At 62.2% G+C, this 21,448-nt stretch carries 20 protein-coding genes; 10 read left to right on the forward strand and 10 right to left on the reverse strand.

Annotated elements, in window-relative coordinates; all coding sequences use genetic code 11:
* Positions 1-177 precede the first annotated feature (177 nt).
* The 5 genes from ACP148_RS13290 (at position 178) to dld (ending at position 5,655) form a co-directional block, all read left to right on the forward strand.
* Positions 178-1,023, forward strand: a complete 846-nt coding sequence (locus ACP148_RS13290; protein ID WP_421953161.1) for a CoA transferase subunit A — start codon at positions 178-180, stop codon at positions 1,021-1,023.
* Between the two features lie 2 nt (positions 1,024-1,025).
* Positions 1,026-1,805 carry a CoA-transferase subunit beta gene (locus ACP148_RS13295; RefSeq protein WP_421953162.1) on the forward strand — a complete coding sequence of 260 codons (780 nt, stop codon included), beginning with the start codon at positions 1,026-1,028 and terminating at the stop codon, positions 1,803-1,805.
* Entirely contained in the window at positions 1,802-3,007 is a 1,206-nt protein-coding gene (gene pcaF, locus ACP148_RS13300) for a 3-oxoadipyl-CoA thiolase (RefSeq protein ID WP_421953163.1), read from the forward strand. The genes ACP148_RS13295 and pcaF overlap by 4 nt, the downstream gene beginning before the upstream one ends.
* Before the next feature lie 617 nt (positions 3,008-3,624).
* On the forward strand, positions 3,625-3,903 hold the full coding sequence (locus ACP148_RS13305) for a hypothetical protein (RefSeq protein ID WP_421953164.1): 279 nt from the start codon (positions 3,625-3,627) through the stop codon (positions 3,901-3,903).
* A gap of 66 nt (positions 3,904-3,969) precedes the next feature.
* Positions 3,970-5,655: a D-lactate dehydrogenase gene (gene dld / locus ACP148_RS13310; protein WP_421953165.1), complete on the forward strand. Its 1,686-nt coding sequence runs from the start codon at positions 3,970-3,972 to the stop codon at positions 5,653-5,655.
* Positions 5,656-5,919: 264 nt separating this feature from the next.
* Here the strand turns inward: dld and ACP148_RS13315 are convergent, their stop codons facing one another.
* Both ACP148_RS13315 and ACP148_RS13320 read right to left on the reverse strand, forming a co-directional pair.
* A complete protein-coding gene (locus tag ACP148_RS13315; RefSeq protein WP_421953166.1) occupies positions 5,920-6,900 on the reverse strand; it encodes a sialic acid TRAP transporter substrate-binding protein SiaP in 981 nt (326 codons plus the stop codon).
* 24 nt (positions 6,901-6,924) lie between these two features.
* On the reverse strand, positions 6,925-7,812 hold the full coding sequence (locus tag ACP148_RS13320) for an SMP-30/gluconolactonase/LRE family protein (RefSeq protein ID WP_421953167.1): 888 nt from the start codon (positions 7,810-7,812) through the stop codon (positions 6,925-6,927).
* 332 nt (positions 7,813-8,144) lie between these two features.
* On the opposite strand from ACP148_RS13320, the gene ACP148_RS13325 reads away from it, so the two are divergent.
* The 3 genes from ACP148_RS13325 to ACP148_RS13335 all read left to right on the forward strand — a co-directional run bounded on the left by ACP148_RS13325 (position 8,145) and on the right by ACP148_RS13335 (position 11,640).
* Positions 8,145-10,130 carry a PhoX family protein gene (locus ACP148_RS13325; protein WP_421953168.1) on the forward strand — a complete coding sequence of 662 codons (1,986 nt, stop codon included), beginning with the start codon at positions 8,145-8,147 and terminating at the stop codon, positions 10,128-10,130.
* A gap of 131 nt (positions 10,131-10,261) precedes the next feature.
* On the forward strand, positions 10,262-11,125 hold the full coding sequence (locus tag ACP148_RS13330; RefSeq protein ID WP_421953169.1) for an aldo/keto reductase: 864 nt from the start codon (positions 10,262-10,264) through the stop codon (positions 11,123-11,125).
* Positions 11,122-11,640, forward strand: a complete 519-nt coding sequence (locus ACP148_RS13335; protein ID WP_421953170.1) for a DUF1697 domain-containing protein — start codon at positions 11,122-11,124, stop codon at positions 11,638-11,640. The genes ACP148_RS13330 and ACP148_RS13335 overlap by 4 nt, the downstream gene beginning before the upstream one ends.
* 60 nt (positions 11,641-11,700) lie before the next feature.
* On the opposite strand, the gene ACP148_RS13340 is transcribed toward ACP148_RS13335, so the two are convergent.
* The 8 genes from ACP148_RS13340 to ehuB form a co-directional block, all read right to left on the reverse strand.
* On the reverse strand, positions 11,701-11,910 hold the full coding sequence (locus ACP148_RS13340) for a cold-shock protein (RefSeq protein WP_421953171.1): 210 nt from the start codon (positions 11,908-11,910) through the stop codon (positions 11,701-11,703).
* 228 nt (positions 11,911-12,138) lie between these two features.
* Positions 12,139-13,509 carry an aspartate aminotransferase family protein gene (locus ACP148_RS13345; RefSeq protein WP_421953172.1) on the reverse strand — a complete coding sequence of 457 codons (1,371 nt, stop codon included), beginning with the start codon at positions 13,507-13,509 and terminating at the stop codon, positions 12,139-12,141.
* A gap of 64 nt (positions 13,510-13,573) precedes the next feature.
* Positions 13,574-15,064, reverse strand: a complete 1,491-nt coding sequence (locus ACP148_RS13350) for an NAD-dependent succinate-semialdehyde dehydrogenase (RefSeq protein WP_421953173.1) — start codon at positions 15,062-15,064, stop codon at positions 13,574-13,576.
* A 235-nt stretch (positions 15,065-15,299) separates the two neighbouring features.
* On the reverse strand, positions 15,300-15,824 hold the full coding sequence (locus ACP148_RS13355; protein ID WP_421953174.1) for an Lrp/AsnC family transcriptional regulator: 525 nt from the start codon (positions 15,822-15,824) through the stop codon (positions 15,300-15,302).
* Positions 15,825-15,948: 124 nt separating this feature from the next.
* Complete coding sequence (ehuA, locus tag ACP148_RS13360; RefSeq protein ID WP_425033538.1) at positions 15,949-16,728, reverse strand: ectoine/hydroxyectoine ABC transporter ATP-binding protein EhuA; 780 nt, start codon at positions 16,726-16,728, stop codon at positions 15,949-15,951.
* The gene (gene ehuD, locus ACP148_RS13365; RefSeq protein ID WP_421953176.1) at positions 16,725-17,417 is read right to left on the reverse strand and encodes an ectoine/hydroxyectoine ABC transporter permease subunit EhuD; all 693 of its coding nucleotides are present in this window, start codon (positions 17,415-17,417) and stop codon (positions 16,725-16,727) included. Before ehuD ends, ehuA begins: the two co-directional genes overlap by 4 nt.
* 4 nt (positions 17,418-17,421) lie before the next feature.
* Positions 17,422-18,093: an ectoine/hydroxyectoine ABC transporter permease subunit EhuC gene (gene ehuC / locus ACP148_RS13370; protein WP_421953177.1), complete on the reverse strand. Its 672-nt coding sequence runs from the start codon at positions 18,091-18,093 to the stop codon at positions 17,422-17,424.
* A gap of 91 nt (positions 18,094-18,184) precedes the next feature.
* The gene (gene ehuB, locus ACP148_RS13375; protein WP_421953178.1) at positions 18,185-19,054 is read right to left on the reverse strand and encodes an ectoine/hydroxyectoine ABC transporter substrate-binding protein EhuB; all 870 of its coding nucleotides are present in this window, start codon (positions 19,052-19,054) and stop codon (positions 18,185-18,187) included.
* A 392-nt stretch (positions 19,055-19,446) separates the two neighbouring features.
* On the opposite strand from ehuB, the gene eutB reads away from it, so the two are divergent.
* Together eutB and eutC are read left to right on the forward strand one after the other, a co-directional pair.
* Positions 19,447-20,439, forward strand: a complete 993-nt coding sequence (gene eutB, locus ACP148_RS13380; RefSeq protein ID WP_421953179.1) for a hydroxyectoine utilization dehydratase EutB — start codon at positions 19,447-19,449, stop codon at positions 20,437-20,439.
* A complete protein-coding gene (eutC, locus tag ACP148_RS13385) occupies positions 20,439-21,431 on the forward strand; it encodes an ectoine utilization protein EutC (protein WP_421953180.1) in 993 nt (330 codons plus the stop codon). The genes eutB and eutC overlap by 1 nt, the downstream gene beginning before the upstream one ends.
* The last annotated feature ends 17 nt before the right edge of the window (positions 21,432-21,448 follow it).

Here is a 21,448-nt window from a genome sequence, read left to right on the forward strand (position 1 = left end):
CTTCGGGGCACCTTCTCCCCTCGAGAGGCGAAGGCAAGAAGGAGGCAAGCGCCTCAGCGAAAGCTCCATCGTATGACGTTAAGTTATACATTGCCGCATATTTATCATTTTACCGCGCGCTTTCGCCAGTGTTAATTATGCTATCGGTTATAGAACTGTTTTCCGGGATGGAGACCAATGAGCAAGATCATGCCGCTCGAGCAGGCGGTGCGCGAGAACCTTAAGGACGGCGATACCGTCGCTTTTGAAGGGTTCACGCATTTGATCCCGCACGCGGCGGGGCACGAGGCGATCCGGCAGGGGTTCAAGGATTTGACCCTGATCCGGATGACGCCCGACATCATCTATGACCAGATGATCGGCATGGGCATGGCGAAAAAGGTGATCTTTTCCTATGCGGGCAATCCGGGCGTGGGCCTGTTGCGCCGCATGCGCGACGCCATCGAGAACAAGCATCCACGCGCCATCGAGACCGTCGAGCATTCGCACGCGGCCATGGCGAACGCCTATGCGGCGGGGGCCGCGGGTCTGCCCTGCGCGGTGTTTCGCGGCTACAAGGGCGCCGACCTGCCCAAGGTCAATCCCGACATCAAATCGATCACCTGCCCCTATACGGGCGAGGAGCTGGCGACGGTGCCGGCCCACAATCCGGACGTGGCTTTCATTCACGCCCAGAAGGCCAACGAAAAGGGCGACGTGCTGATCGAGGGCATTGTCGGGGTGCAAAAGGAAGTGGCGCTGGCGGCGAAAAAGGTCGTGGTGACGGTCGAGGAGATCGTGCCCGATTTCAAGGGCATGCACCCCAACCTCACGGTGCTGCCGCACTGGACGGTGACGGCGATTGCCAAGGTCAAGGGCGGGGCGCACCCCTCCTACACCCATGGCTATTACGCGCGCGACAACGCTGCCTATCTGGCCTGGAACGAAATTTCGGCCGACCGCGAGCTGTTTGCCAAATGGATGGACGAGAATGTCCTGAACGCGACGCCCGAAGCGTTCGCCGACCGTGTGAAGGGGCTTTGACCATGAGCGATGTTACCCCAACCGAAATGATGACAATTGCCGCTTCGCGGGCACTGTCCTCCAAAGACGTGTGTTTCGTGGGCATCGGCGCGCCCTCGGCGGCGTGCAACGTGGCGCGGCTGACCCATGCGCCCGACATCACGCTGATCTATGAGAGCGGCACGATCGGCACCGCGCCTGACGTCTTGCCGCTTTCGATCGGCGATGGCGAATTGTGCGAGACGGCGGTTTCGACCGTCGCGGTGCCCGAAATGTTTCGCTACTGGCTGCAGGGCGGCAAGATTACCGTCGGGTTTCTGGGCGCGGCGCAGATCGACAGGTTCGGCAATATCAACACCACGGTGATCGGCGATTACGACAGCCCCAAGGTGCGCCTGCCGGGCGGCGGCGGGGCGCCGGAAATCGCGACCTCGTGCGGGGAGATTTACATCACGCTCAAGCAGGCGACGCGCTCGATGGTGGAAAAGATCGACTTTTTCACCTCGTTCGGTCACGGCGAGGGCGGGGATCACCGCGAGCGGCTGGGGATCAAGACCAAGGGGCCGACGCTTTTGATAACCGATCTGGCGATCTGGAAGCCCGATCCGGTGACCAAGGAATTCACTGTGGTTTCGCTGCACGAAGGCGTGACGCGCGAGATGGTGCAGGAGACTTGCGGGTGGACGGTGAAATTCGCCGACGATCTCGAAGTGACCCCTGCCCCGAGCGAGATCGAGCTTTCGACCCTGCGCGATCTCAACGAACGCACCAAGCGCGCCCATGCGGGCGGGAGGGCAGCATGACCGAAGCTTTTATCTGCGATTACATCCGCACGCCCATCGGGCGGTTTGGGGGAGCACTGTCGAAAGTGCGGCCTGACGATCTGGGGGCGCTGGTGCTCAAGACGCTGGTCGAGCGCAACCCCTCGGTCGATTTCGAGGCGGTCGAGGACGTGATTTTCGGCAACGCCAACCAGGCGGGCGAGGACAACCGCAACGTGGCGCGCATGAGCCTGCTTTTGGCCGGATTGCCGGTCACGGTGACGGGCACGACGATCAACCGGCTATGCGGATCGGGGCTCGACGCGGTGCTGACAGCGGCGCGGGCCATCAAGGCGGGCGAGGCCGAATTGATGATTGCGGGGGGCACTGAATCGATGAGCCGGGCGCCGTTCGTCATGCCCAAGGCCGAGTCGGCGTTTTCGCGCAATGCGGAGATCTACGACACGACCATTGGCTGGCGCTTCGTCAACCCGGCCATGAAGGCGCAATATGGCGTGGATTCCATGCCTGAGACCGGCGAGAACGTCGCTGAGGATTACAAGATTTCCCGCGCCGATCAGGACGCGTTTGCGGTGCGCAGCCAGGACAAGGCGGCGGCGGCGCAGGCCAATGGGCGGCTGGGCAAGGAAATCGTTGCGGTGAGCATCCCGCAGCGCAAGGGCGACCCCGTAGTGGTGGATAAGGACGAACATCCGCGCGCCACAACGCTGGAAACACTGGCCAAGCTGCCCACGCCGTTCAAGAAAGAAGGCGGCACGGTGACGGCAGGCAATGCCTCGGGCGTCAACGACGGTGCGGCGGCGCTGATTATCGCGTCCGAAGCGGCGGTGAAGAAATACGGCCTGACGCCGATTGCGCGGATCGTTGGCGGTGCAACCGCCGGTGTGCCGCCACGCGTCATGGGCATCGGGCCCCTGCCCGCTTCGCAAAAGCTGATGGGGCGGCTGGGGCTGGCTGCTTCGGATTTCGACCTCGTCGAACTCAATGAGGCGTTTGCAAGCCAGGGGATTGCCGTGTTGCGTGGGCTGGGGATTGCCGAGGACGCGGACTTTGTGAACCCCAATGGCGGCGCGATTGCGCTGGGGCATCCGCTGGGCATGTCGGGCGCGCGGATTGCCGGGACGGCGGCGCTGGAGCTGAGCCTTTCGGGCAAGAAGCGCGCGCTGGTGACGATGTGCATCGGCGTGGGCCAGGGGATCGCGGCGGCGCTGGAAGCGGTTTAGGCCGCTGTCTTAGACCGGCGAGTAAAGTAAGGCCCCCTCACCCGTCGCTTCGCGCCGACCTCTCCCCCCAAGGGAGAGGTAAGAATGCCGCATGCGCTCAAGGCCCCCTCACCCAAACGCTCTCCCCCGAGGGGAGAGGGAGCCGGGCTGTGGATACGCCAATACTGCCGGCAATCTTGGGCCGTTCGGCACGATAAACCCTCGCCCCTCTGGGGAGAGGGTGGCCGGCAGGCCGGTGAGGGGTCTTCTTATGTGTCGCGTGGCAGAGGCGGTGGGCCGGGCCGGGGCGCTGGGGGTACTGGATCCCGGGTCTTCGCCCGGGATGACGGCGGCGGGTGTGGTTGGCGCCGGGGAGGCCCTCGCCCGATAGTCAGACATTACGTCCGCCTTGCAAATCCGGTGGCGAACGCATACATAGCGGTCAGGCTCGATGGTGCGCGATTTGATTTTCGCGCTGCCCAATCGCAAAAGTGATGTCGCTTTTGCTGGAAACGCGCTGATGGCAGCGCCCTCTTCCGAGCCATTTCAGACAATCATAAAACCGTAGCAAGGCTGCCCGATAAACGTGGCGCCGCTATCGTTAAGACGAGGCCGTCAAATGGCGGCCAGAAAGACAAATGAAGACCATAGATTTCAACGCCGAAGCGTCCCTCTATCTGGGCCGCGACTGGCGGACCGCGCTCGAGCAGGGATCGAGACGGTTCCCGAGCGCTGCAAAGGCCATTCGATTTGCACTAGAAGAGGTGCCGCCAGTGAGCCTTCACGGGGCGCGGATGATCGTTGCGGGGCGAAGCTATTCGTCGCGCGATCTGCAAAAACTTTACAGTGACAAGGCCTATCCGCTCAACCGCAAGGCCGAACGCGAAGCGATGCTCGCCGAACCGTTCAACGTCTGAACCGGTTGGGCTCTTCCATTCCGTGCCCATGGCGTTATGGTCCTCCGCCAGCAGAGAGGACCGCCCATGACCGAGCAACTCGTTTCCACTTTCCGTTCCATTGTCGGCCCGCGCCATGTGCTGGTGGGTGATCGCGCGACGCGGCGCTACCGGAAGGGATATCGCTATGGAGACGGGCACGTGCTGGCCGTGGTGCGGCCGGGCACGCTGGTGGAGCAATGGCGGGCGCTCAAAGCGTGCGTGGAGGCGGGGGTCATCGTCATCGTCCAGGCGGCCAATACCGGGATTACCGGCGGATCCACCCCGTTCGGGGAGGGTTATGACCGCCCCATCGTCATCATCAATACAATGCGGATTTCACGCATCGACCTGATCTCGGGGGGCAGCCAGGTGATCGCCCTGCCCGGCGTCACGCTCGACAAGCTCGAAAAGGCGCTGCGGCCCATCGGGCGCGAGCCGCATTCGGTGATCGGGTCGAGCTGCATCGGGGCGTCGGTGACCGGCGGGGTGTGCAACAATTCGGGCGGATCGCTGATCCAGCGCGGCCCGGCCTATACCGAGCTGGCGCTTTACGCGCAGGTGGATGAGAACGGGACGCTGAAACTGGTCAACCATCTGGGGGTGGAGCTTGGGGACGGGGCCGAAACCATTCTCTCGCGGCTCGACAATGGCGAGTATTCAGAGGCCGACGTTGCGCCCGAGGGCAACCGGCGCGCTTCGGACCACGATTACCATATCCATGTGCGCGACATCGAGGCCGATACCCCTGCCCGGTTCAACGCCGACCCGCGCAAACTGTTCGAGGCTTCGGGCAGCGCGGGCAAGCTGGCAGTGTTCGCGCTGCGGCTGGACACCTTTGCGGCGGACAAGGACACGCAGGTTTTCTATATCGGATCGAACGACCCGCTCGAGCTCAATACGATCCGGCGGCACATGCTGAGCCGGTTTGCCCATTTGCCGATCGCCGGGGAATATCTGCATCGCGACGGCTATAAGCTGACGCAAAAATACGGCAAGGACACATTCCTGATCATCAAGCGGTTCGGCACCGACCGGATACCGACCGCGTTCGCGGCCAAAAGCTGGGTGGACGGGATTACCGAAAAGCTCGGGCTGGGCGGCGCGATTTCCGATCGCATCGTGCAGATGATTACCGGACTTTTGCCCGAGCATCTGCCAAAGCGGATGAACGATTATCGCGACCGGTTCGAGCACCACCTGATGATCCGCATGGGCGGAGAGGGCATCGCCGAGGCGCGGACCTATCTCGAGGGCATCTTTCCGTCGGCGAGCGGGGATTATTTCGAATGCACACCGCAGGAGGGTGCCGACGCTTTCCTGCACCGTTTTGCCTTTGGCGGCGCGGCGGTGCGCTATCGCGCCACCCATTCCCATGAGGTCGAGGACATTCTGGCGCTCGATGTGGCGCTGCCGCGCAACGAGATCGACTGGTTGCCCGAACTGCCCGCCGATCTGGAAGCGCAGATCGAGTACAAGGTGCTGTGCGGGCATTTTTTCTGCCACGTCATGCATCAGGACTATATGATCAAAAAGGGCGCCGACGTTCCCGCCATCAAGGAAAAGCTGCTGGCCCTGCTCGATACGCGCGGCGCCGAATACCCCGCCGAGCACAATGTGGGACACCTTTATGCGGCCAAGCCGGCGCTCGAGGATTTCTACAAATCTCTCGACCCCACCAACAGCTTCAACCCCGGCATCGGCAAGACCAGCAAGAAGAAGCAGTGGGCTTGAATAAAAAGCCCCGCCGTTTTTGCCGCGGGCCTGTGCTCGTTTCAGGCCGCCTCATACCAGAGCGGTTCAACATCTCACGGAACCGGAAGTCGGCTCACCTCTCCGTTAGGGGAGAGGAGAGCCCGTGCTTGCCTTGTTGCCGTCAGGGCCTCAAGGCGTCCTAGAGCATTTCAGCGCTTCTTCGAATCGCTTCAATTGCTCTAAGTCTTTGTTTTGTCGCGCTTCCGAACCGGATAAGTGGTGCCCACTTATCCTGGAAGCGCTCTAGAGCGCGTTGATGCGCTCGAGCATGCCTTCGGGCCAGGACTGGGAGAGCGGGGACGCAAGGTATTGTTCCTGCGCATATGCCTTGAACGCTTCGAGGTCGGGCTCATAGACCTTTAGGCCCTCTTCCTGGAAGAACGAGACGAGTTCGGCTTCCTGATCGATATATTGCTGGTCGGACCACGCAAAAGCCTCGGTCGCTGCATCGCGCATGGTCTGCTGCTGCTCGGGGGTCAGCGAAGCAAACAGGTCCGCGTTGATGATGAGCATGCCAAAGCCCATGTTGTGGCCGGTAAGGACGATCTGATCGGTCACCTCATGGAACTTCATGAGCTGATTGTTGGGGAGCGGGTTGTCCTGGCCGTCGATGGCGCCGGTCTGAAGTCCGGTATAGACTTCGGCATAGTCCATCGGTGTGGGGTTGGCGCCAATGGCGCTCCCGAGGAACTGCCAGCTTTCGCCGCCCGGCATGCGCAGCCGGACGCCGTTGAGGTCCTGGGGAGTCATCACTTCCCGGTCGCCGCGCAGATTGACGTGGCGGGCGCCGTAATAGGCAATGCCGAGAATTTCGAGACCCATTTCGTCGCGGGCCATCTGGCGGAACTGGTCGCCGACATCGCTGGCGAAAACAGCCTGAAGGTGCTCGGGGTCGCGAATAACATAGGCGGCGCCAAGAATGTCGAAGGCGGGAACCTGTTTGGCGAAATCGGAGGGCGGCAGCAGCGACATTTCGAGGTTGCCGCGCTGGATGGCCACGATCTCGGACCCCTGGGGGATCAGCGTCGAGGAGAAATAGGGCTGGAACTCGAAATCGTCGCCCAGACGTTCGGCGAACATGTCGGTCAGCGCCACCGAGCGCGGAGCTTCGGCGGTTGTGGAATCGGAAAAGCGCAGGGCAATCGGTTCCTGCGCCATTGCGACCGCCGGCGCCGCGAGCGCCAGAACGGCCAAAGCCGAAAGGGTCTTGGTGGGGATGGTCATTTCTGGGTTCCTCCTCAGGGGGTTTCAGGAAAAGACAAATCTGTGTTCGGGGCCGCCCTGTCCGATGCCCTCGACGACCAGAAGCGAGCCGGCCAGCGGCTCGGCGGCCAGTTGGTCGTCGGAAAGAAACTTGCGGGCCGTCGTGACAAAGAGCGTGCGGAAATCAGGCCCGCCAAAACACACGCAGGTGGGATTGGTGACGGGCATTTCAACGACAGTGTCGATCCGGCCGTCGGGCGCGTACCGAACGATCCGGCCACCGGCAAAGAACGCCTGCCACAGGCACCCTTCGGCATCGATGGTGGCGCCGTCCGGGCGGTCGCCGGTTTGGGCGTAGTCGGCAAAAACCTCCCTGCCGATAATCGCGCCATCGTCGGGATCGATGGCGAGGCGCCATGAGAGGTGTCGTCTGGTGTCGGTGAAATAGCCGGTCCTGCCATCTGGCGAAAAGGCAATGCCGTTAGAGACGATGACATCGTCGATCATCGCATGGGCCGTGCCGTCGGCATCGATGCGGTAGAGGCTGCCATTGGGGCGATGGAGCTGGTTGTCCATGGTGCCGACCCAGAACCGGCCGTTTGGGTCGACCCGTCCATCGTTGAGGCGGTTGTCGAGCCCAGCATCGACGCTGACCATTTCCGCAAGGCTGCCGTCACCGGTCAGTCGATTGAGCGTGAGGTCTGTGGCGATCAGCTTTTCGCCATTGCCAGCCAATGCCAGCGAGCCGAGAAAGGTCGCATCAAACGAGCGCGCATCATGTTTGCCGGACGCCGGGTCCAGGCGATGCAACGTGGGCCTTTCGATATCGAGCCACCAAATTAGGCGCTCGCGGTCGCACCAAAGGGGCGTTTCGCCCAATTGGTCGAGGCTGCGATGCGCAATCTCCACAGCGCTTGCGGCAACGTTCCGCATGGTTTCCCTTCCACCCCGGCTTCACCCGTCCGTTTCGGTCAGCACTTTTAACTAACAAGTTAGTTAAGTCAATTGAGCAGCTTCCACCCCGAGGTCAGCCGATCGCTCACCCGTGGCCGCCCGACGCACCAACGTGTGGAAAATGGGTCGCCGGCCCATAATGGAATGCGATGTCATAACACTGTTATTTCCCGGCCCTAGCTTCCGCGGACGGGCGCCGGCGGAAGGAGGACGGGAATGTCATCCACGCCATCGAGCACCCCTACCGCTCATGGATACCGGCCTCACACCTGCACCATGAGCCCCGCAACGCAACCCAGCAGGGCTTCCCGATGAACGAGCACAATCCCACCTTTCCGACCCAGGGTCTCGAAAACGCCGAGTTCGATCCCGTCAATCCCACGTCCAATCCGACGATGGGCGAGCTGATTTCCCGCCGTTTCTCGCGCCGCGGATTTCTCAAGGGTTCGCTGGCCACAACGGCGATTGCCGCGACGGTCAGCCCGCTGGCCCTGCTGACCGCCGAAAAGGCAAGGGCGCAGGAAGGCTCGGTCTTTTCTTTTGCCGAGGTGGAGGCAGGCGTCGATGCCGATCATCACGTGGCCGAGGGCTATAATGCCGATATCCTGATGCGCTGGGGCGACCCGGTGACCAATGACGCGCCCGAATTCGACCCGACCAACCAGACGCCCGAGGCGCAGGCCGGTCAGTTCGGCTACAACAACGACTATGTCGGCTATGTGCCGCTCGAAGGCTCCTCCGAGCATGGCCTGCTGCTGGTCAACCATGAATACACCAATGCCCACCTGATGTTTCCAGGGCTCGTGACGATCGTCGACGGCGCGCCGCAGCAGGGTCCGCTTTCGGCTGAACAGGTCGATATCGAGATCATGGCGCATGGCGGCTCGGTCATCGAGATCGAAAAGGTCGACGGCAAATGGCAGCGCGTCGCAGGCAGCCCCTACAACCGCCGCATCACCGGTGAGACCGAAATGGAAATCACCGGCCCGGCGGCCGGGCATGACCGGCTCAAGACCAGCGCCGACGCCACCGGCACCAAGGTGCGCGGCACGCTCAACAATTGCGCCGGCGGGACAACCCCGTGGGGCACCTATCTGATGGCGGAAGAGAACTTCCACGGCTATTTCTCGGGCGAGCTGGCCGCCGATCACCGCGAAGCCGCCAATTACGAGCGCCTTGGCGCACCGGGCAACAGCTATGAATGGGCCAATTTCCACGACCGTTTCGACGTCTCCAAAGAACCCAACGAAATGAACCGGTTCGGCTGGGTGGTCGAAGTCGATCCCATGGATGCCTCCTCGACTCCCAAGAAGCGCACTGCGCTGGGCCGTTTCAAGCATGAAGGCGCCGAATCGATCGTCGCCCCGGACGGCCGGGTGGTGTTTTACAGCGGCGATGACGAGCGTTTCGACTATGTCTACAAGTTCATCACCAACGGCAGGTTCAACGCGGAGGAACGCACCGCAAACATGGACCTGCTCGACGACGGTACGCTCTATGTGGCCCGCTTCGAGGAAGACGGGTCTATGGAATGGCTACCGCTCACTTTCGGCGAAGGTCCGCTGACCGGCGAAAACGGCTTTGAAAGCCAGGCCGACGTTCTGATCGAAACCCGCCGGGCCGCCGATCTTGTGGGTGCCACCCCGATGGACCGCCCCGAAGACATCGAGCCAAACGCAAGCAATGGCCGCGTCTATGTGATGTTGACCAACAACACGCGCCGCAGCGAGGAGCAGGTGGACGCCGCCAACCCGCGTGCCGAAAACGCCTTTGGCCACATCATCGAGATCCACGAAGAGGGTGGCGATTTCGCCGCCACCACGGGCCGCTGGGAAATCCTGCTCCAGTGTGGCGATCCCTCGATCGCCGAAGTGGGCGCAACTTTCTCGACAGCAACGACCGAAAACGGCTGGTTCGGCATGCCCGACAACGCCGCCGTCGACAGCGAAGGCCGGTTGTGGGTTTCCACCGACGGCAATTCGCCCTCGGCGACCGGGCGCACGGACGGGCTTTGGGCCGTCGATATCGAAGGCGATGCGCGTGGCACCTCAAAGCTGTTCTACCGCGTGCCGGTGGGCGGGGAAATGTGCGGCCCACTGCCGACCCCGGACCTGACCACGTTCTTTGTCGCCGTCCAGCACCCCGCCGATGGCGGAGAGGATTGGGAAGGCCATGGCCGTCCGTCCTATTATGAGGACCTTTCGACCCGTTGGCCCGATTTCCGCGACGACATGCCGGTCCGTCCGTCCGTCGTCGCCATCACCAAGGCCGATGGCGGCAAGATCGGCATGGACTGAGTCATCAGCCATCAGCAAGCAATCGGGCCGGCACGCGAGGTTTCGCGTGCCGGCCTTTTTGCTGGCCCCAGGGCCTTGGGTTGGCCCCATTGAAGGCGTTAGGGTGGCGGGAAACGAAAGGGACTTGCATCATGAGCGATACCGTCAACGCCGCCGCTTCGGGCACATTCTCGCTGGGCGATTTCACCATCAACCGGCTCGGATTCGGCGCGATGCGGATCACCGGCCGCGGCATTTGGGGGCCGCCGGCCGATCACGACGGGGCGATGGCGACGCTCAAGCGCCTGCCCGAACTCGGCGTCAATTTCATCGACACCGCCGATTCTTACGGGCCCGACGTTTCCGAGGAACTGATCGCGCAGGCGCTGCACCCCTATGAGGGGCTTCTGATCGCCACCAAGGCGGGGCTGACGCGGGCCGGACCGGATCGTTGGGCGCCGAACGGCATGCCCGACTATCTGATCGAGCAGGCGAAAAAGAGCCTCAAAAAGCTCGGGGTTGAACAGATTGCGCTCTGGCAGCTCCATCGCATCGATCCGCGCGTGCCGCGCGAGGAACAGTTCGGGGCGGTCAAGGCGCTGCTCGATCAAGGGATCATCGCCCATGCCGGGCTGAGCCAGGTCAGCGTTGCCGAGATCGAGGCGGCACGCGAGGTGTTTCCCGTTGCCACCGTCCAGAACCGCTACAATCTGGTGGATCGCAACAGCGAGGATGTTCTCGACTATTGCCAAACGCATGGGATCGGGTTCATCCCATGGTTTCCGCTGGCGGCGGGGAGCCTGGCCAAGCCTGGATCGGTGCTCGAGGGGATCGCCAAAAAACACGGAGCGGCGCCCAGCCAGATCGCCCTGGCCTGGGTGCTCAAGCGCAGCCCGGTGATGCTGCCCATTCCCGGGACATCGAAACTTGCTCATCTCGAAGAAAACGTTGCCGCCGCCAATATCGAGCTTTCCGACGAGGACTTCTCCGCGCTCGATGCGGCCGGGCGCACATGACCGCTTATATCGCGCTGCTGCGCGCGGTCAATGTGGGCGGGACCGGGAAACTGCCGATGAGCGAACTCACCGCGATGTGCGAAGCGGCGGGGTTCGAGGAGGTCAAGACCCATATCGCCAGCGGCAATGTGGTATTTGTTTCCGATCTCAGTGAAGCACAGGTGCGCAAGGCGCTGGAGGAGCGACTTGCAGCCTATGCGGGCAAACCGGTGGGCGTCGTGGTGAGGACGGCCAGCGAGATGGCCGCAGTCTTGAACGCCAACCCGTTTCCCGATGCCAAGCCGAATTTCACTGTGGCGATCTTTCTCAACGGGAAGCCGGCCGGCGATGCTCTCGAAACCCTGCGCAACCGCGCCGAAGACGAAGAGGTGCGCCTGGGCAAGCGGGAGATCTACGTTTCCTATGGCTCGGGGATGGGGCGGTCGAAGCTGGCCATACCGGCGGCCAAGGAGGGCACGGCGCGCAACATGAACACCATCGCCAAACTGGCGCGGATGGCCGCGGACCGGGAATGAAAAAAGGCCGCCTCGCGGCGGCCTTCTCAAAACCTTCGATTTCGAGGCAAATGCCTGAAATCAGTCAGCCGGCTGCAGGTTGACTGCAGACGAGCGGCCGTCGCGGCCCTTTTCCAGCTCGTAGGAAACGGCCTGACCTTCGGTCAGCGTGGTCATGCCCGAACGTTCCACAGCGGAAATGTGGACGAAGGCGTCCTGGCCGCCCTGGTCGGGCTGAATGAAGCCGAAGCCCTTGGTGGTGTTGAAGAATTTGACTTTGCCAGTGATCATCTAGGGATCCTTTCGAATGGCGAATAGTTCGCGCGCGACATGCGCCGAACCCAACGTCTTGCAATAAAGGATATCCAAGTGACCGGCAGAACCGGCAGATCAGGTAGCCAAGCGCATCGAACGTATGAAAACGATCATTACAGCGCTACTGCGCCCAAAACAAGGCCGTTCATCGACCCGGCGCACCATTTTGATTCGGCGCGCCGGACGGAGCCGGTTCGGCAGGGATCAGCCGAGTACCGATTTGACTGCGGCAGCTGTCTTTTCGACAACGATATCGGCCTCCGCCTCGCTCAGGCACAGGGGCGGCGCAAAGCCGATGATATCGCCCTGCGGCATTGCGCGCGCGATAACGCCGAGCTTTGCCATTTCGCCAACGATGCGAGGGGCGACTTTTTCTGAGGCGTCAAAGAAGGTGGCCGCATCGCGATCCTTGACCAGTTCGACGGCGCACAGCATGCCCTCGCCGCGCACTTCGCCAACATTGGCGTGATCGCCGAGCGCGGCGCTCATCTGCGCGTTGAGATATGCACCGGTTTTCCCGGCGTTTTCCACAAGGCCCAATTTGTCGATGAGGTTGAGATTGGCGATGCCGGCGGCCGCGCCAATGGGGTGCGCCGAATAGGTCCAGCCGTGCCCGATGGGGCCGAACTCGTCGGTGCCGTCCATAAGCACCTGCCACATTTTTTCTCCCACTATCGATCCCGACAGCGGCGCATAGGCCGAGGTCAGGCCCTTGGCGATGGTGATGAGGTCTGGGCGCAGGCCATAATGATCAGACCCCATCATGGTGCCCAGGCGGCCAAAGCCGGTGACCACTTCATCGGCGATGAGCAGGATGTCGTGCTTTTTGAGGACCTGCTGGATAGCTTCCCAATATCCGGCCGGGGGCGGAACGATGCCACCGGTGCCAAGGATGGGCTCGCCGATGAAGGCGGCAATGGTATCGGCGCCCTCGCGCGCGATCAGTGCTTCGAGTTCGGCGACGCAGTGCAGGACGAATTCGGCCTCGCTCATGTTGCGGCGCGGGCGGCGGTAATAGTACGGCGCCTCGGTGTGGATCACCTGAGAGAGCGGCAGGTCGAACTTGTTGTGGAAGGTGGCCAGCCCGGTCATCGAACCGGTCATCAGGCCCGAGCCGTGATAGCCGCGCCAGCGCGAGATGATCTTTTTCTTTTCCGGGCGGCCCAGGATGTTGTTGTAGTACCAGACCAGCTTGATGTTGGTTTCGTTGGCATCGGACCCGCCGAGCCCGAAATAGACCTTGCTCATGCCCTTTGGCGCGCGTTCGAGCACCATTTTGGCCAGCGTGATCGAGGCTTCGGTGCCGTGGCCGACATAGGCGTGGTAATAGGCCAGTTCCTTGGCCTGTTCGGCAATGGCTTCGGAAATCTCGGTGCGGCCATAGCCGACATTGACGCAATAAAGCCCGGCAAACGCATCGAGCAGTTTGTTGCCGTCACGATCCTCGATATAGACGCCGGACGCGGTTTTCACGATCCGATTGGGGCTTTCGCCGCGCGCGTGCTGGGCGAGATGGGTCGAGGGATGGAAGAAATTTTCCCGATCCCACTGGTCGAGCTGATCGTTGGTGAGCATTTTTGTGGTCCTTGGTACCTAGTCTTTAAATCCGGTTCTTTTGGCAGGCGCCGATGTCGCCATCTCAGGCCCAGTCGCGGCAGACATATTTGACTTCCGTGAATTCCTCCATGCCCAGCCGGGCGCCTTCGCGGCCCATGCCGGACTGCTTGTAGCCGCCGAAGGGAATGGGGGCGCCGGTGACCTTGGTGCGGTTGACGGCGACCATGCCGAACTGGAGTTGGCGGGACGCGCGATAGATGCGGCGCGGGTCCATGGTGTGAAGGTAGGCGATCAGTCCGTATTCGGTGGCGTTGGCGCGGGCGATGGCTTCTTGCTCGCTATCGAAGGGGCAAAGCGCTGCGACGGGCCCGAAGGTTTCTTCATTCATGATGAGGGCATCGGCGGGCACGTCGGTGAGGATTGTGGGCTGGAAGAACAAAGGCCCCTGCCCGTCCGCGGCACCACCGGTCAGGCATTTGGCGCCTTTGGCCAGAGCGTCCTCGACATGGGAAATCTGTTTGGCGATGGCCTTTTCGTTCATCAGCGGGCCGATATCGGGATCGGTGGAACCGGGGCCGACCGAAAGCGCCGCGGCGGCTTCGGCGAAGCGTTCGGCAAAGCTTTCGTAGATGCGGCGGTCGATGAAGAACCGGTTGGCGCCAAGGCAGTCCTGCCCGGAAGTGGCGAACTTGGCCTTGACCGCTTCCTCGACTGCCTGGTCGAGGTCGGCGTCGGCAAAGACGATGAAGGGGGCGTGGCCGCCCAGTTCCATGATGAGGCGCTTGACGGTGCCGGCCGATTGCCGGTAGAGCAACTTGCCGATTTCGGTGGAGCCGGTGAACGAGAGCACGCGCACGCGGGCATCGGCTGTCCAGGGCTCGACGACGGTGGCGGCCTTGCCGGTTACCACGTTAAAGGCGCCGGCCGGGATGCCGGCGCGGGCGGCGAGAACGGCAAGCGCGGTCGCGGAAAACGGTGTTTCCGAGGAGGGATGGACAAGGCAGGTGCAGCCGGCAGCCAAGGCGGCGGCGGCCTTGCGGGTGATCATGGCCGAAGGGAAATTCCAGGGGGTGATCAGCGCGGCAACGCCAGCCGGTTCACGCCAGATTTCCACTTCCGCATCGGGGAGGTGGGAGGTGACGGATTCGATATTGGGGCGCTTGGCTTCCTCGGCGAAGAACTCGACGAAGGATGCCGCGTAGGCGATTTCGCCGCGCGATTCGGAAATGGGCTTGCCCTGTTCGGCGGTCATGATCTGGGCGAGGTCTTCGCGCGCGTCCATGATGAGATCGTACCAGCGGCGCAGGATGGCCGAGCGCTCCTGGGGCAAAAGGGCCGACCAGTGCGCAAAGGCGGCTTCGGCCTGTGCGATCGCGGCAGAGGATTCTTCTGCGCCAAGCGCCGGGATCGAGCCGATTGCATCGCCTGTTGCCGGATCGGTGACGGCGATGGCGTCTCCCGAAACAGCCGCCACCGGACGGCCCGCGACATGGGCGAGCTGGCAGAACAGTTCGGGGTCGGTCAGCGTCGTGACAAGGCCGGACGGGGCATATTTGGCGGACAGGCTCGACATGGGGCACGAAGTCCTTCGTTTAGCGGGGAACCGAGCCGACCATAGCGGGGAACGGGGAGAGACGGGCGCCAAACTGACCGGGGGTAAGGCGATGATTCTGACGGTTTGATGGGCGAAGCCAAGAAGGTTATTCTGGTGCCCCTCGACTTGCCGCTTTCCAGCCTGCCGGGCGAAAGCCGGGCAAGAGCACAGAGCGACGTCAACAGCACATCACAAGTGCCGTTCCGATAAAGGCCTACCCCGCCTCGGCCACCGCGCTTACCGGCAGGGGGGTGTCTTTTACGGGGGCGGTGACGACATAGGAATAATACCGCCGCACGCCGATCTTGGCGGCGAGCAGGTCTTCGATGAGTTTTTGATAGTCTTCGAGATCGCGGGTGATGATCTTGAGCATGTAATCGATGCCACCGCCGACGGCCCAGCATTCGACGATCCTGTCGATCTTGCCGATGGCGGCTTCAAAGCGGGAGAAGTCTTCGGCCTGGTGGCTTTCGAGTTCGATCTGGACGAAGACGATGGTCAGCGGCCCGAAGGCACGCAACGAGATTCGCGCGCCGTAGCTTTCGATGATGCCGGCGTCTTCGAGGCGCTTTAAACGCTCCCAGCAGGGAGTGGGGGTGAGGTTGACACGTTCGGCGAGCGTAGCCTTGGGTATGCGGCCCTCGCGCTGGAGGATCGCCAGAATTTTCAGGTCCCGGTCGTCGAGCTTGATTTGAACCTGGCGAATGGCAGCGCCCCTTTTTGCCAAATGCTTTTGCATCGGCGCACGCTACTCTTTTGGAAGGGCTAACGTCCAGATTTATGACGAGAAAAAGTTTCACACGCCAATGGCCCACCGAAACGTCGTCCGGTGGGTCAGCCAGGCCGGGAGCCGCTGGAAGAGATTAATTGTCTTCCAGGACGGCCTTGAGAAATTCGCGCGTGCGCTCTTCCTTGGGCGCGGTGAACAGGTCCTCGGGCTTGCCCTGCTCGAGCACCTTGCCTTGGTCGAAAAAGCAGACGCGATCTGAAATCTGCCGCGCGAAATTCATTTCGTGGGTCACCAGCAGCATGGTGAGGTCGTGCTCCTCGGCCAGCCGCCGGATGACGTTCAGCACCTCGCCGACCAGTTCGGGATCGAGGGCGGAGGTCGGCTCGTCGAACAGCATGATCTTTGGCCGCATGGCCAGCGCGCGGGCGATGCCGACGCGCTGCTGCTGGCCACCGGAAAGCTGGTGGGGATATTTGTCGGCGTGAGCGGTCAGGCCCACCATTTCGAGCAATTCGTCGGCGCGCTCTTTGGCTTCGGCCTTCGAGACGCCCAGAACCTGGGTGGGCGCCTCGGTGAGGTTACGCCGCACGGTCATGTGCGGGAACAGATTGAACTGCTGGAACACCATGCCCATCTTTTCGCGCATCTTGTGCAGATGGGCTTCGCCGGCGGGCTTGAGGCTGCCGTCATTGGCCTTTTCGTGCCAGAGCGTATCGCCATCGACATAGACCACGCCCTCGGAAATCGGCTCAAGCGTCATCAGGATGCGCAGCACGGTGGACTTGCCCGAACCCGACGGACCGATGATCGTGACCTTTTCGCCGCGCTGGACCTCGAAATCGAGTTCGTTGATGACCGTGAAGGCATCGAAGCGTTTGACGACTTTGTCGAACTTGATGATGGGATCGGTCATTTGAGCGGAATTCCTCTTTTGGGCAGGGCGCGGTCAACGAAGCGTACGCCCGTCGAAGCCACAAGAGTCATTATGAGATAGAGCCCGCCCACCATCGAGAGCGGAATGAGATAGTTGAAGGTGCGGTCGCCGATGATGCGGGCGACGTTGAGCATTTCAAGAACCGTGACCACCGAAAGCAGCGGTACGTCCTTCATGATCGACACAAGATAATTGCCCATGGCCGGGACGATACGCGGAATGGCCTGGGGCAGGATAATGTGGGTGAAGGTGCGGCTGCCCGAAAGGTTGAGCGCGCGAGCCGCTTCGTGCTGGCCCCTGGCCACCGCCTCGATACCGGCGCGATAGACCTCCGAGGTATAGGCCGAATATTGCAGGCCCAGCGCCAGCGCACCCGTCATGAAAGCCGGGAGCGTGATGCCGAATTCGGGCAGCACATAGTAGAGAAAGAAAAGCTGGATCAAAAGCGGGGTGTCGCGCAGAAACTCGGTGACCACCGTTGCGGGCCAGGAGACGATCTTGAGCGGAGCCGCCTTGAGCGCGGCCCAGACCAGTCCCACGACCAGCGCGATGAAAAAGCCCAGCACGGTGGCCTGGATGGTGACCCACAGGCCAAGCAGCAGGATGGGCAGGATGGAGACCGCGAAGGCCCAGTTCGACGAGGTGTCCCATGCAATTCCGAAAAGCATCTTGCTACCTCGCTCCGGCGCGCCAGCGGCCAACAAACCGCTCAAGCAGCTTCATCATGGCCGTCAGGACCAGCGCCAACCCGAAATACATCAGCAGCGCCATTGTGTAGATCGTCGTCGAATCCTGGGTGAAATTGCGCAATTGCTCGGCGCGGAAGGCCAGGTCGGACAGCGAAATGAGCGAAACCAGCGCCGTGTCTTTCAGGTTCTGGATGGCCAGATTGCCGAACGACGGCATCATTTCGGGGATGGCCTGGGGCAGCGCGATGCGCCAGAGCGTCCTGCGCGGGGTGAAATTGAGCGCCTTGGCGGCCTCATACTGATCCTTGGAAACCGATTCGATGGCCCCACGCACCACCTCGGCGCCATAGGCACCGATGTTGAGCGAGAGCGCCAGAACGCCGGCAACGACCGGCGGCAACCGCAAGTCAACGCCGATGGCCTGCCCCGCGACCGGCAGGGCGAAATACAGCCAGAAAAGCTGCACCAGCAGCGAAGTGCCACGGAAAATCTCGATATAGCCTATCGAAATCGCCTTGATGAGCGGGTTGTGGGCGAGCTTGCCGATGCCTGCGGCGAAGGCGAGGATCGCCCCGAATATCGTTGAATAGATCGTCAGTTCGACGGTCACCCAAGCCCCTTGCATCATGGGGTTGAGATATTGGGTCCACTCCATATGCGATCCCGATTTGCTTTTTGAGGGTGAAGCTTAACCAAAGAGCCGGCGGGCACGCGGTCCGCCGGCAGATCAGATCGAGGAACCGAAATTACTCGGTGCAGAGTTCTTCGGTGGTCATGTCGAACGAGCGCGAGGTGTCGGCATCGGTAAAGCCGTAGCCAGACACCGAAGCGAGCCACTCGTCGGTCTGCTTGTATTCGGCAAGCACTTCGTTGACCGCGTCGCGCAGACCTTCATTGCCCTGGGCAAAGACGAAACCGCCCCAGGAGCGCTGTTCGGTGCCGTCGATCACCGGATCGGTGAAACCTTCGGCCACCTCAACGGCATCGCTCTGGCCGGCCAGTTCGCTGGCGGTCAGGCCCGTCGCGGCATAGGCATTGGCCCGGCCGGTCGAGACCGTCGAGATCGCGTCTGCGTTCGACGAGATGGTGACGAGCTGGTCTTCGGACACGCCGAGGGCCTGCATCATGTCGAGCTGGTTGGCGCCGGCCATGATGGCGACGGTCAGGTCGGAATTTTCGGCAAAATCGGCATAGCCGCTCAGCCCCTCGGGATTGCCGGCGGGCACCAGAAGACCTTCACCATAGGAGGTGTTGGGTTCCGAATAGATGACCGTGGCGCAACGGGTGGGGATGATGGCCATTTCGGCGGCGACCATGTCGAAGCGGTCGGCCTGGAGACCCGGGATCAGCGAGGAAAAGTCGGTGGTGATCCACTCGATGTCGGTCACGCCGAGCTGTTCGACGATGTGCTTGGCAACGTCGGGGCCAGCGCCCATGGCCTCACCGGAAACCGGATCGATATAACCATAGGGAATTTCGTTGGCGACGGCGATGCGGATGGAGCCGCTTTCCTGAATTTCTTCAAGGCTGGCGGCCTGTGCGGCGCCTGCGACGACGAGCGCGGCGGCGCTGGCGAGCAGGGTTGTCTTGAGGGCCTTGGAAATTGTTGCGTGCATAATGTTCCTGTCCTTTGATATTATCGCTGACATCGTGCGCAGTGTGGAAATTGAGACCAAATAGGGCTTCAATTCACCCGAAGTCGGGCGGCATCGCTCCCGAAGTCAATTCGGGGCCAAAGCCACCTCGTCACTGCCGAACTTGAGCGTCCGCTGCACATAATGCTTTAACACTGGCTAAGGTTGCCAACTTCTCGCCACAAGTCGAGGGACGATACGTCTATAAGGGTGCGGTCTGGCAGCAAGATCACCTGCAAGGGGCGGGTGAAAATGGCGGGACCGCCTTCACGGAGTGGCTGCATAGTCGTTGGACAAATTTGCCGGACAAGCCCGATCGTGGCGCATAGAGCCGGCGCGTCGGCTAACTCTTAATTGAGGAACAGGGGTGGTGCATGGCCGCAATGGTGACGATGGCAGACGTACTGGCGGCACGCCGGCGTATAAGCCCGCTCGTGCACCGAACGGCGCTGGCACCGAGCCTGACGCTCTCGGAGGCCAGTGGGCAGACCATCCTTTTAAAACATGAACAGCAGCAGCTGACCGGCAGCTTCAAGCTCCGCGGCGCGACCAATGCGGTGCTCTCGCTTTCCGACGAAGAGCGAGCGCGCGGGGTGGCCGCTGCTTCGACCGGAAATCACGGGCGTGCGCTGTCCCACGCGGCCAGGGCGGCGGGGGCGCGGGCGGTGATCTGCATGTCCTCGCTCGTGCCATCCAACAAGATCGAGGCGATCAGGGCGCTTGGAGCCGAGGCGCGGATCGTGGGCAAAAGCCAGGACGATGCGCAAATCGAGGTGGACCGGCTGGTCGCCGAGGAAGGATTTGTCGACATTCCGCCGTTCGACCGGGCCGAAGTGATCGCCGGACAGGGCACGATCGGGTTGGAAATTTTAGAAGACGCACCTGAACTCGACGCCGTGCTGGTGCCGCTTTCGGGCGGAGGGCTGATCGCGGGGGTGGCGCTGGCGATCAAGACGCTTTCGCCCCGAACGCGAGTCATCGGGGTTTGCATGGAGCGCGGCGCGGCAATGGTCGCCTGCCTTGCGGCGGGCAAGCCGGTCGAGATCGAAGAACTCGAAACGCTCGCGGATTCGCTGGGCGGCGGTATCGGGCTGTCCAACCGCTACACGTTTGCGATGGTGCGTGAGCTTGTCGATGAGACCATCGTTTTGACCGAGCGGGAAATCGCCGAGGCGATTGTCCATGGGTATGTCAAGGAGCGCGAGGTGCTCGAGGGCGCCGCTGCCGTGGCGATCGGGGCTATCCTTTCGGGCAAGTTCAAGCCCAGGGGACCGACGGCGCTGGTGCTGTCGGGGAAGAATATCGACATGGTCGTCCACGGGCAGATCATTGCGGGCACGCACAAGGCATTGGATGAGGCGGCGTGATGACTGACGTCCAGATCCTCACCGAAGCCGATCTTAAAAAGCTCGTGCCGCTCGATCTCGAGGCCGTCCAATGCGTCGAGGATGCCTTCAAAGCGCTGGCGGGGGGCAAGGTGGTGATGCCGCCGATCCTGCGGCTCGATATCGCCGAGGCCAATGGCGAGGTGGACGTCAAGACCGCCTATGTGCCGGGGCTGGACAGCTTTGCCATCAAGATGAGCCCGGGGTTTTTCGACAATCCCAAACTGGGGCTGGCTTCGACCAATGGGCTGATGGTGGTCCTGTCGGCCAAGACCGGCCTGCTCGAAGGGTTGCTGCTCGACAATGGGTATCTCACCGATGTGCGCACGGCGGCGGCGGGCGCGGTGGCGGCGCGGCACCTTTCGCGTGAAAATTCCGAGACTGCCGCGATCATCGGTGCCGGGATGCAGGCGAAATTGCAGCTCGAAGCGCTGGCGCTGGTGCGGCCGATCACAAAGGCCGTCATCTGGGCGCGCGACCGGGGCAAGGCCGAAGATCTGGCGCGGCACGCATCGCAGAAGATGAAAATCGCAGCGCTGGTGGCAAGCAGCCCCGAGGCGGCGGTGCACGGGGCCGATATCGTGGTCACGACGACCCCGGCCACCGAACCGCTGGTTCTGGCCGACTGGATCGCGCCCGGCCAGCACGTAACCGCCATGGGGTCTGACGCCGAGCACAAGAACGAGATCGATCCGGCGCTGGTGACAAAAGCGGACCTCTATATCGCCGACCGGTTGAGCCAGACGCGGCTGCTTGGGGAATTGCACCACGCCATAAAGGCTGGTCTGGTGGGCGAAGACGACAGCTTTGCCGAACTGGGCGCGGTGATCGCCGGGACGGCGACGGGCCGGATATCGGAAACGCAAATCACCTTCGCCGACCTCACCGGCACCGGGGTTCAGGATACGGCGATTGCCACCCTGGCCCGAACCCGCGCGCAGCAGAGCGGCGCGGGCACACTCTTTCAGACCTGATCGTCAGGTCTTTTTCT

Source organism: Pelagibacterium sp., assembly GCF_965249125.1.
Taxonomy (GTDB): Bacteria; Pseudomonadota; Alphaproteobacteria; order Rhizobiales; family Devosiaceae; genus Pelagibacterium.

What these genes read in the sequence shown, in the direction of transcription:
- ACP148_RS13290 (WP_421953161.1), top strand. Translation starts at nt 178, where the DNA reads ATGAGCAAGATCATGCCGCTCGAGCAGGCGGTGCGCGAGAACCTTAAG.
- ACP148_RS13295 (WP_421953162.1), top strand. Translation starts at nt 1,026, where the DNA reads ATGAGCGATGTTACCCCAACCGAAATGATGACAATTGCCGCTTCGCGG.
- pcaF (WP_421953163.1), top strand. Translation starts at nt 1,802, where the DNA reads ATGACCGAAGCTTTTATCTGCGATTACATCCGCACGCCCATCGGGCGG.
- ACP148_RS13305 (WP_421953164.1), top strand. Translation starts at nt 3,625, where the DNA reads ATGAAGACCATAGATTTCAACGCCGAAGCGTCCCTCTATCTGGGCCGC.
- dld (WP_421953165.1), top strand. Translation starts at nt 3,970, where the DNA reads ATGACCGAGCAACTCGTTTCCACTTTCCGTTCCATTGTCGGCCCGCGC.
- ACP148_RS13315 (WP_421953166.1), bottom strand. Translation starts at nt 6,900, where the DNA reads ATGACCATCCCCACCAAGACCCTTTCGGCTTTGGCCGTTCTGGCGCTC.
- ACP148_RS13320 (WP_421953167.1), bottom strand. Translation starts at nt 7,812, where the DNA reads ATGCGGAACGTTGCCGCAAGCGCTGTGGAGATTGCGCATCGCAGCCTC.
- ACP148_RS13325 (WP_421953168.1), top strand. Translation starts at nt 8,145, where the DNA reads ATGAACGAGCACAATCCCACCTTTCCGACCCAGGGTCTCGAAAACGCC.
- ACP148_RS13330 (WP_421953169.1), top strand. Translation starts at nt 10,262, where the DNA reads ATGAGCGATACCGTCAACGCCGCCGCTTCGGGCACATTCTCGCTGGGC.
- ACP148_RS13335 (WP_421953170.1), top strand. Translation starts at nt 11,122, where the DNA reads ATGACCGCTTATATCGCGCTGCTGCGCGCGGTCAATGTGGGCGGGACC.
- ACP148_RS13340 (WP_421953171.1), bottom strand. Translation starts at nt 11,910, where the DNA reads ATGATCACTGGCAAAGTCAAATTCTTCAACACCACCAAGGGCTTCGGC.
- ACP148_RS13345 (WP_421953172.1), bottom strand. Translation starts at nt 13,509, where the DNA reads ATGCTCACCAACGATCAGCTCGACCAGTGGGATCGGGAAAATTTCTTC.
- ACP148_RS13350 (WP_421953173.1), bottom strand. Translation starts at nt 15,064, where the DNA reads ATGTCGAGCCTGTCCGCCAAATATGCCCCGTCCGGCCTTGTCACGACG.
- ACP148_RS13355 (WP_421953174.1), bottom strand. Translation starts at nt 15,824, where the DNA reads ATGCAAAAGCATTTGGCAAAAAGGGGCGCTGCCATTCGCCAGGTTCAA.
- ehuA (WP_425033538.1), bottom strand. Translation starts at nt 16,728, where the DNA reads ATGACCGATCCCATCATCAAGTTCGACAAAGTCGTCAAACGCTTCGAT.
- ehuD (WP_421953176.1), bottom strand. Translation starts at nt 17,417, where the DNA reads ATGCTTTTCGGAATTGCATGGGACACCTCGTCGAACTGGGCCTTCGCG.
- ehuC (WP_421953177.1), bottom strand. Translation starts at nt 18,093, where the DNA reads ATGGAGTGGACCCAATATCTCAACCCCATGATGCAAGGGGCTTGGGTG.
- ehuB (WP_421953178.1), bottom strand. Translation starts at nt 19,054, where the DNA reads ATGCACGCAACAATTTCCAAGGCCCTCAAGACAACCCTGCTCGCCAGC.
- eutB (WP_421953179.1), top strand. Translation starts at nt 19,447, where the DNA reads ATGGCCGCAATGGTGACGATGGCAGACGTACTGGCGGCACGCCGGCGT.
- eutC (WP_421953180.1), top strand. Translation starts at nt 20,439, where the DNA reads ATGACTGACGTCCAGATCCTCACCGAAGCCGATCTTAAAAAGCTCGTG.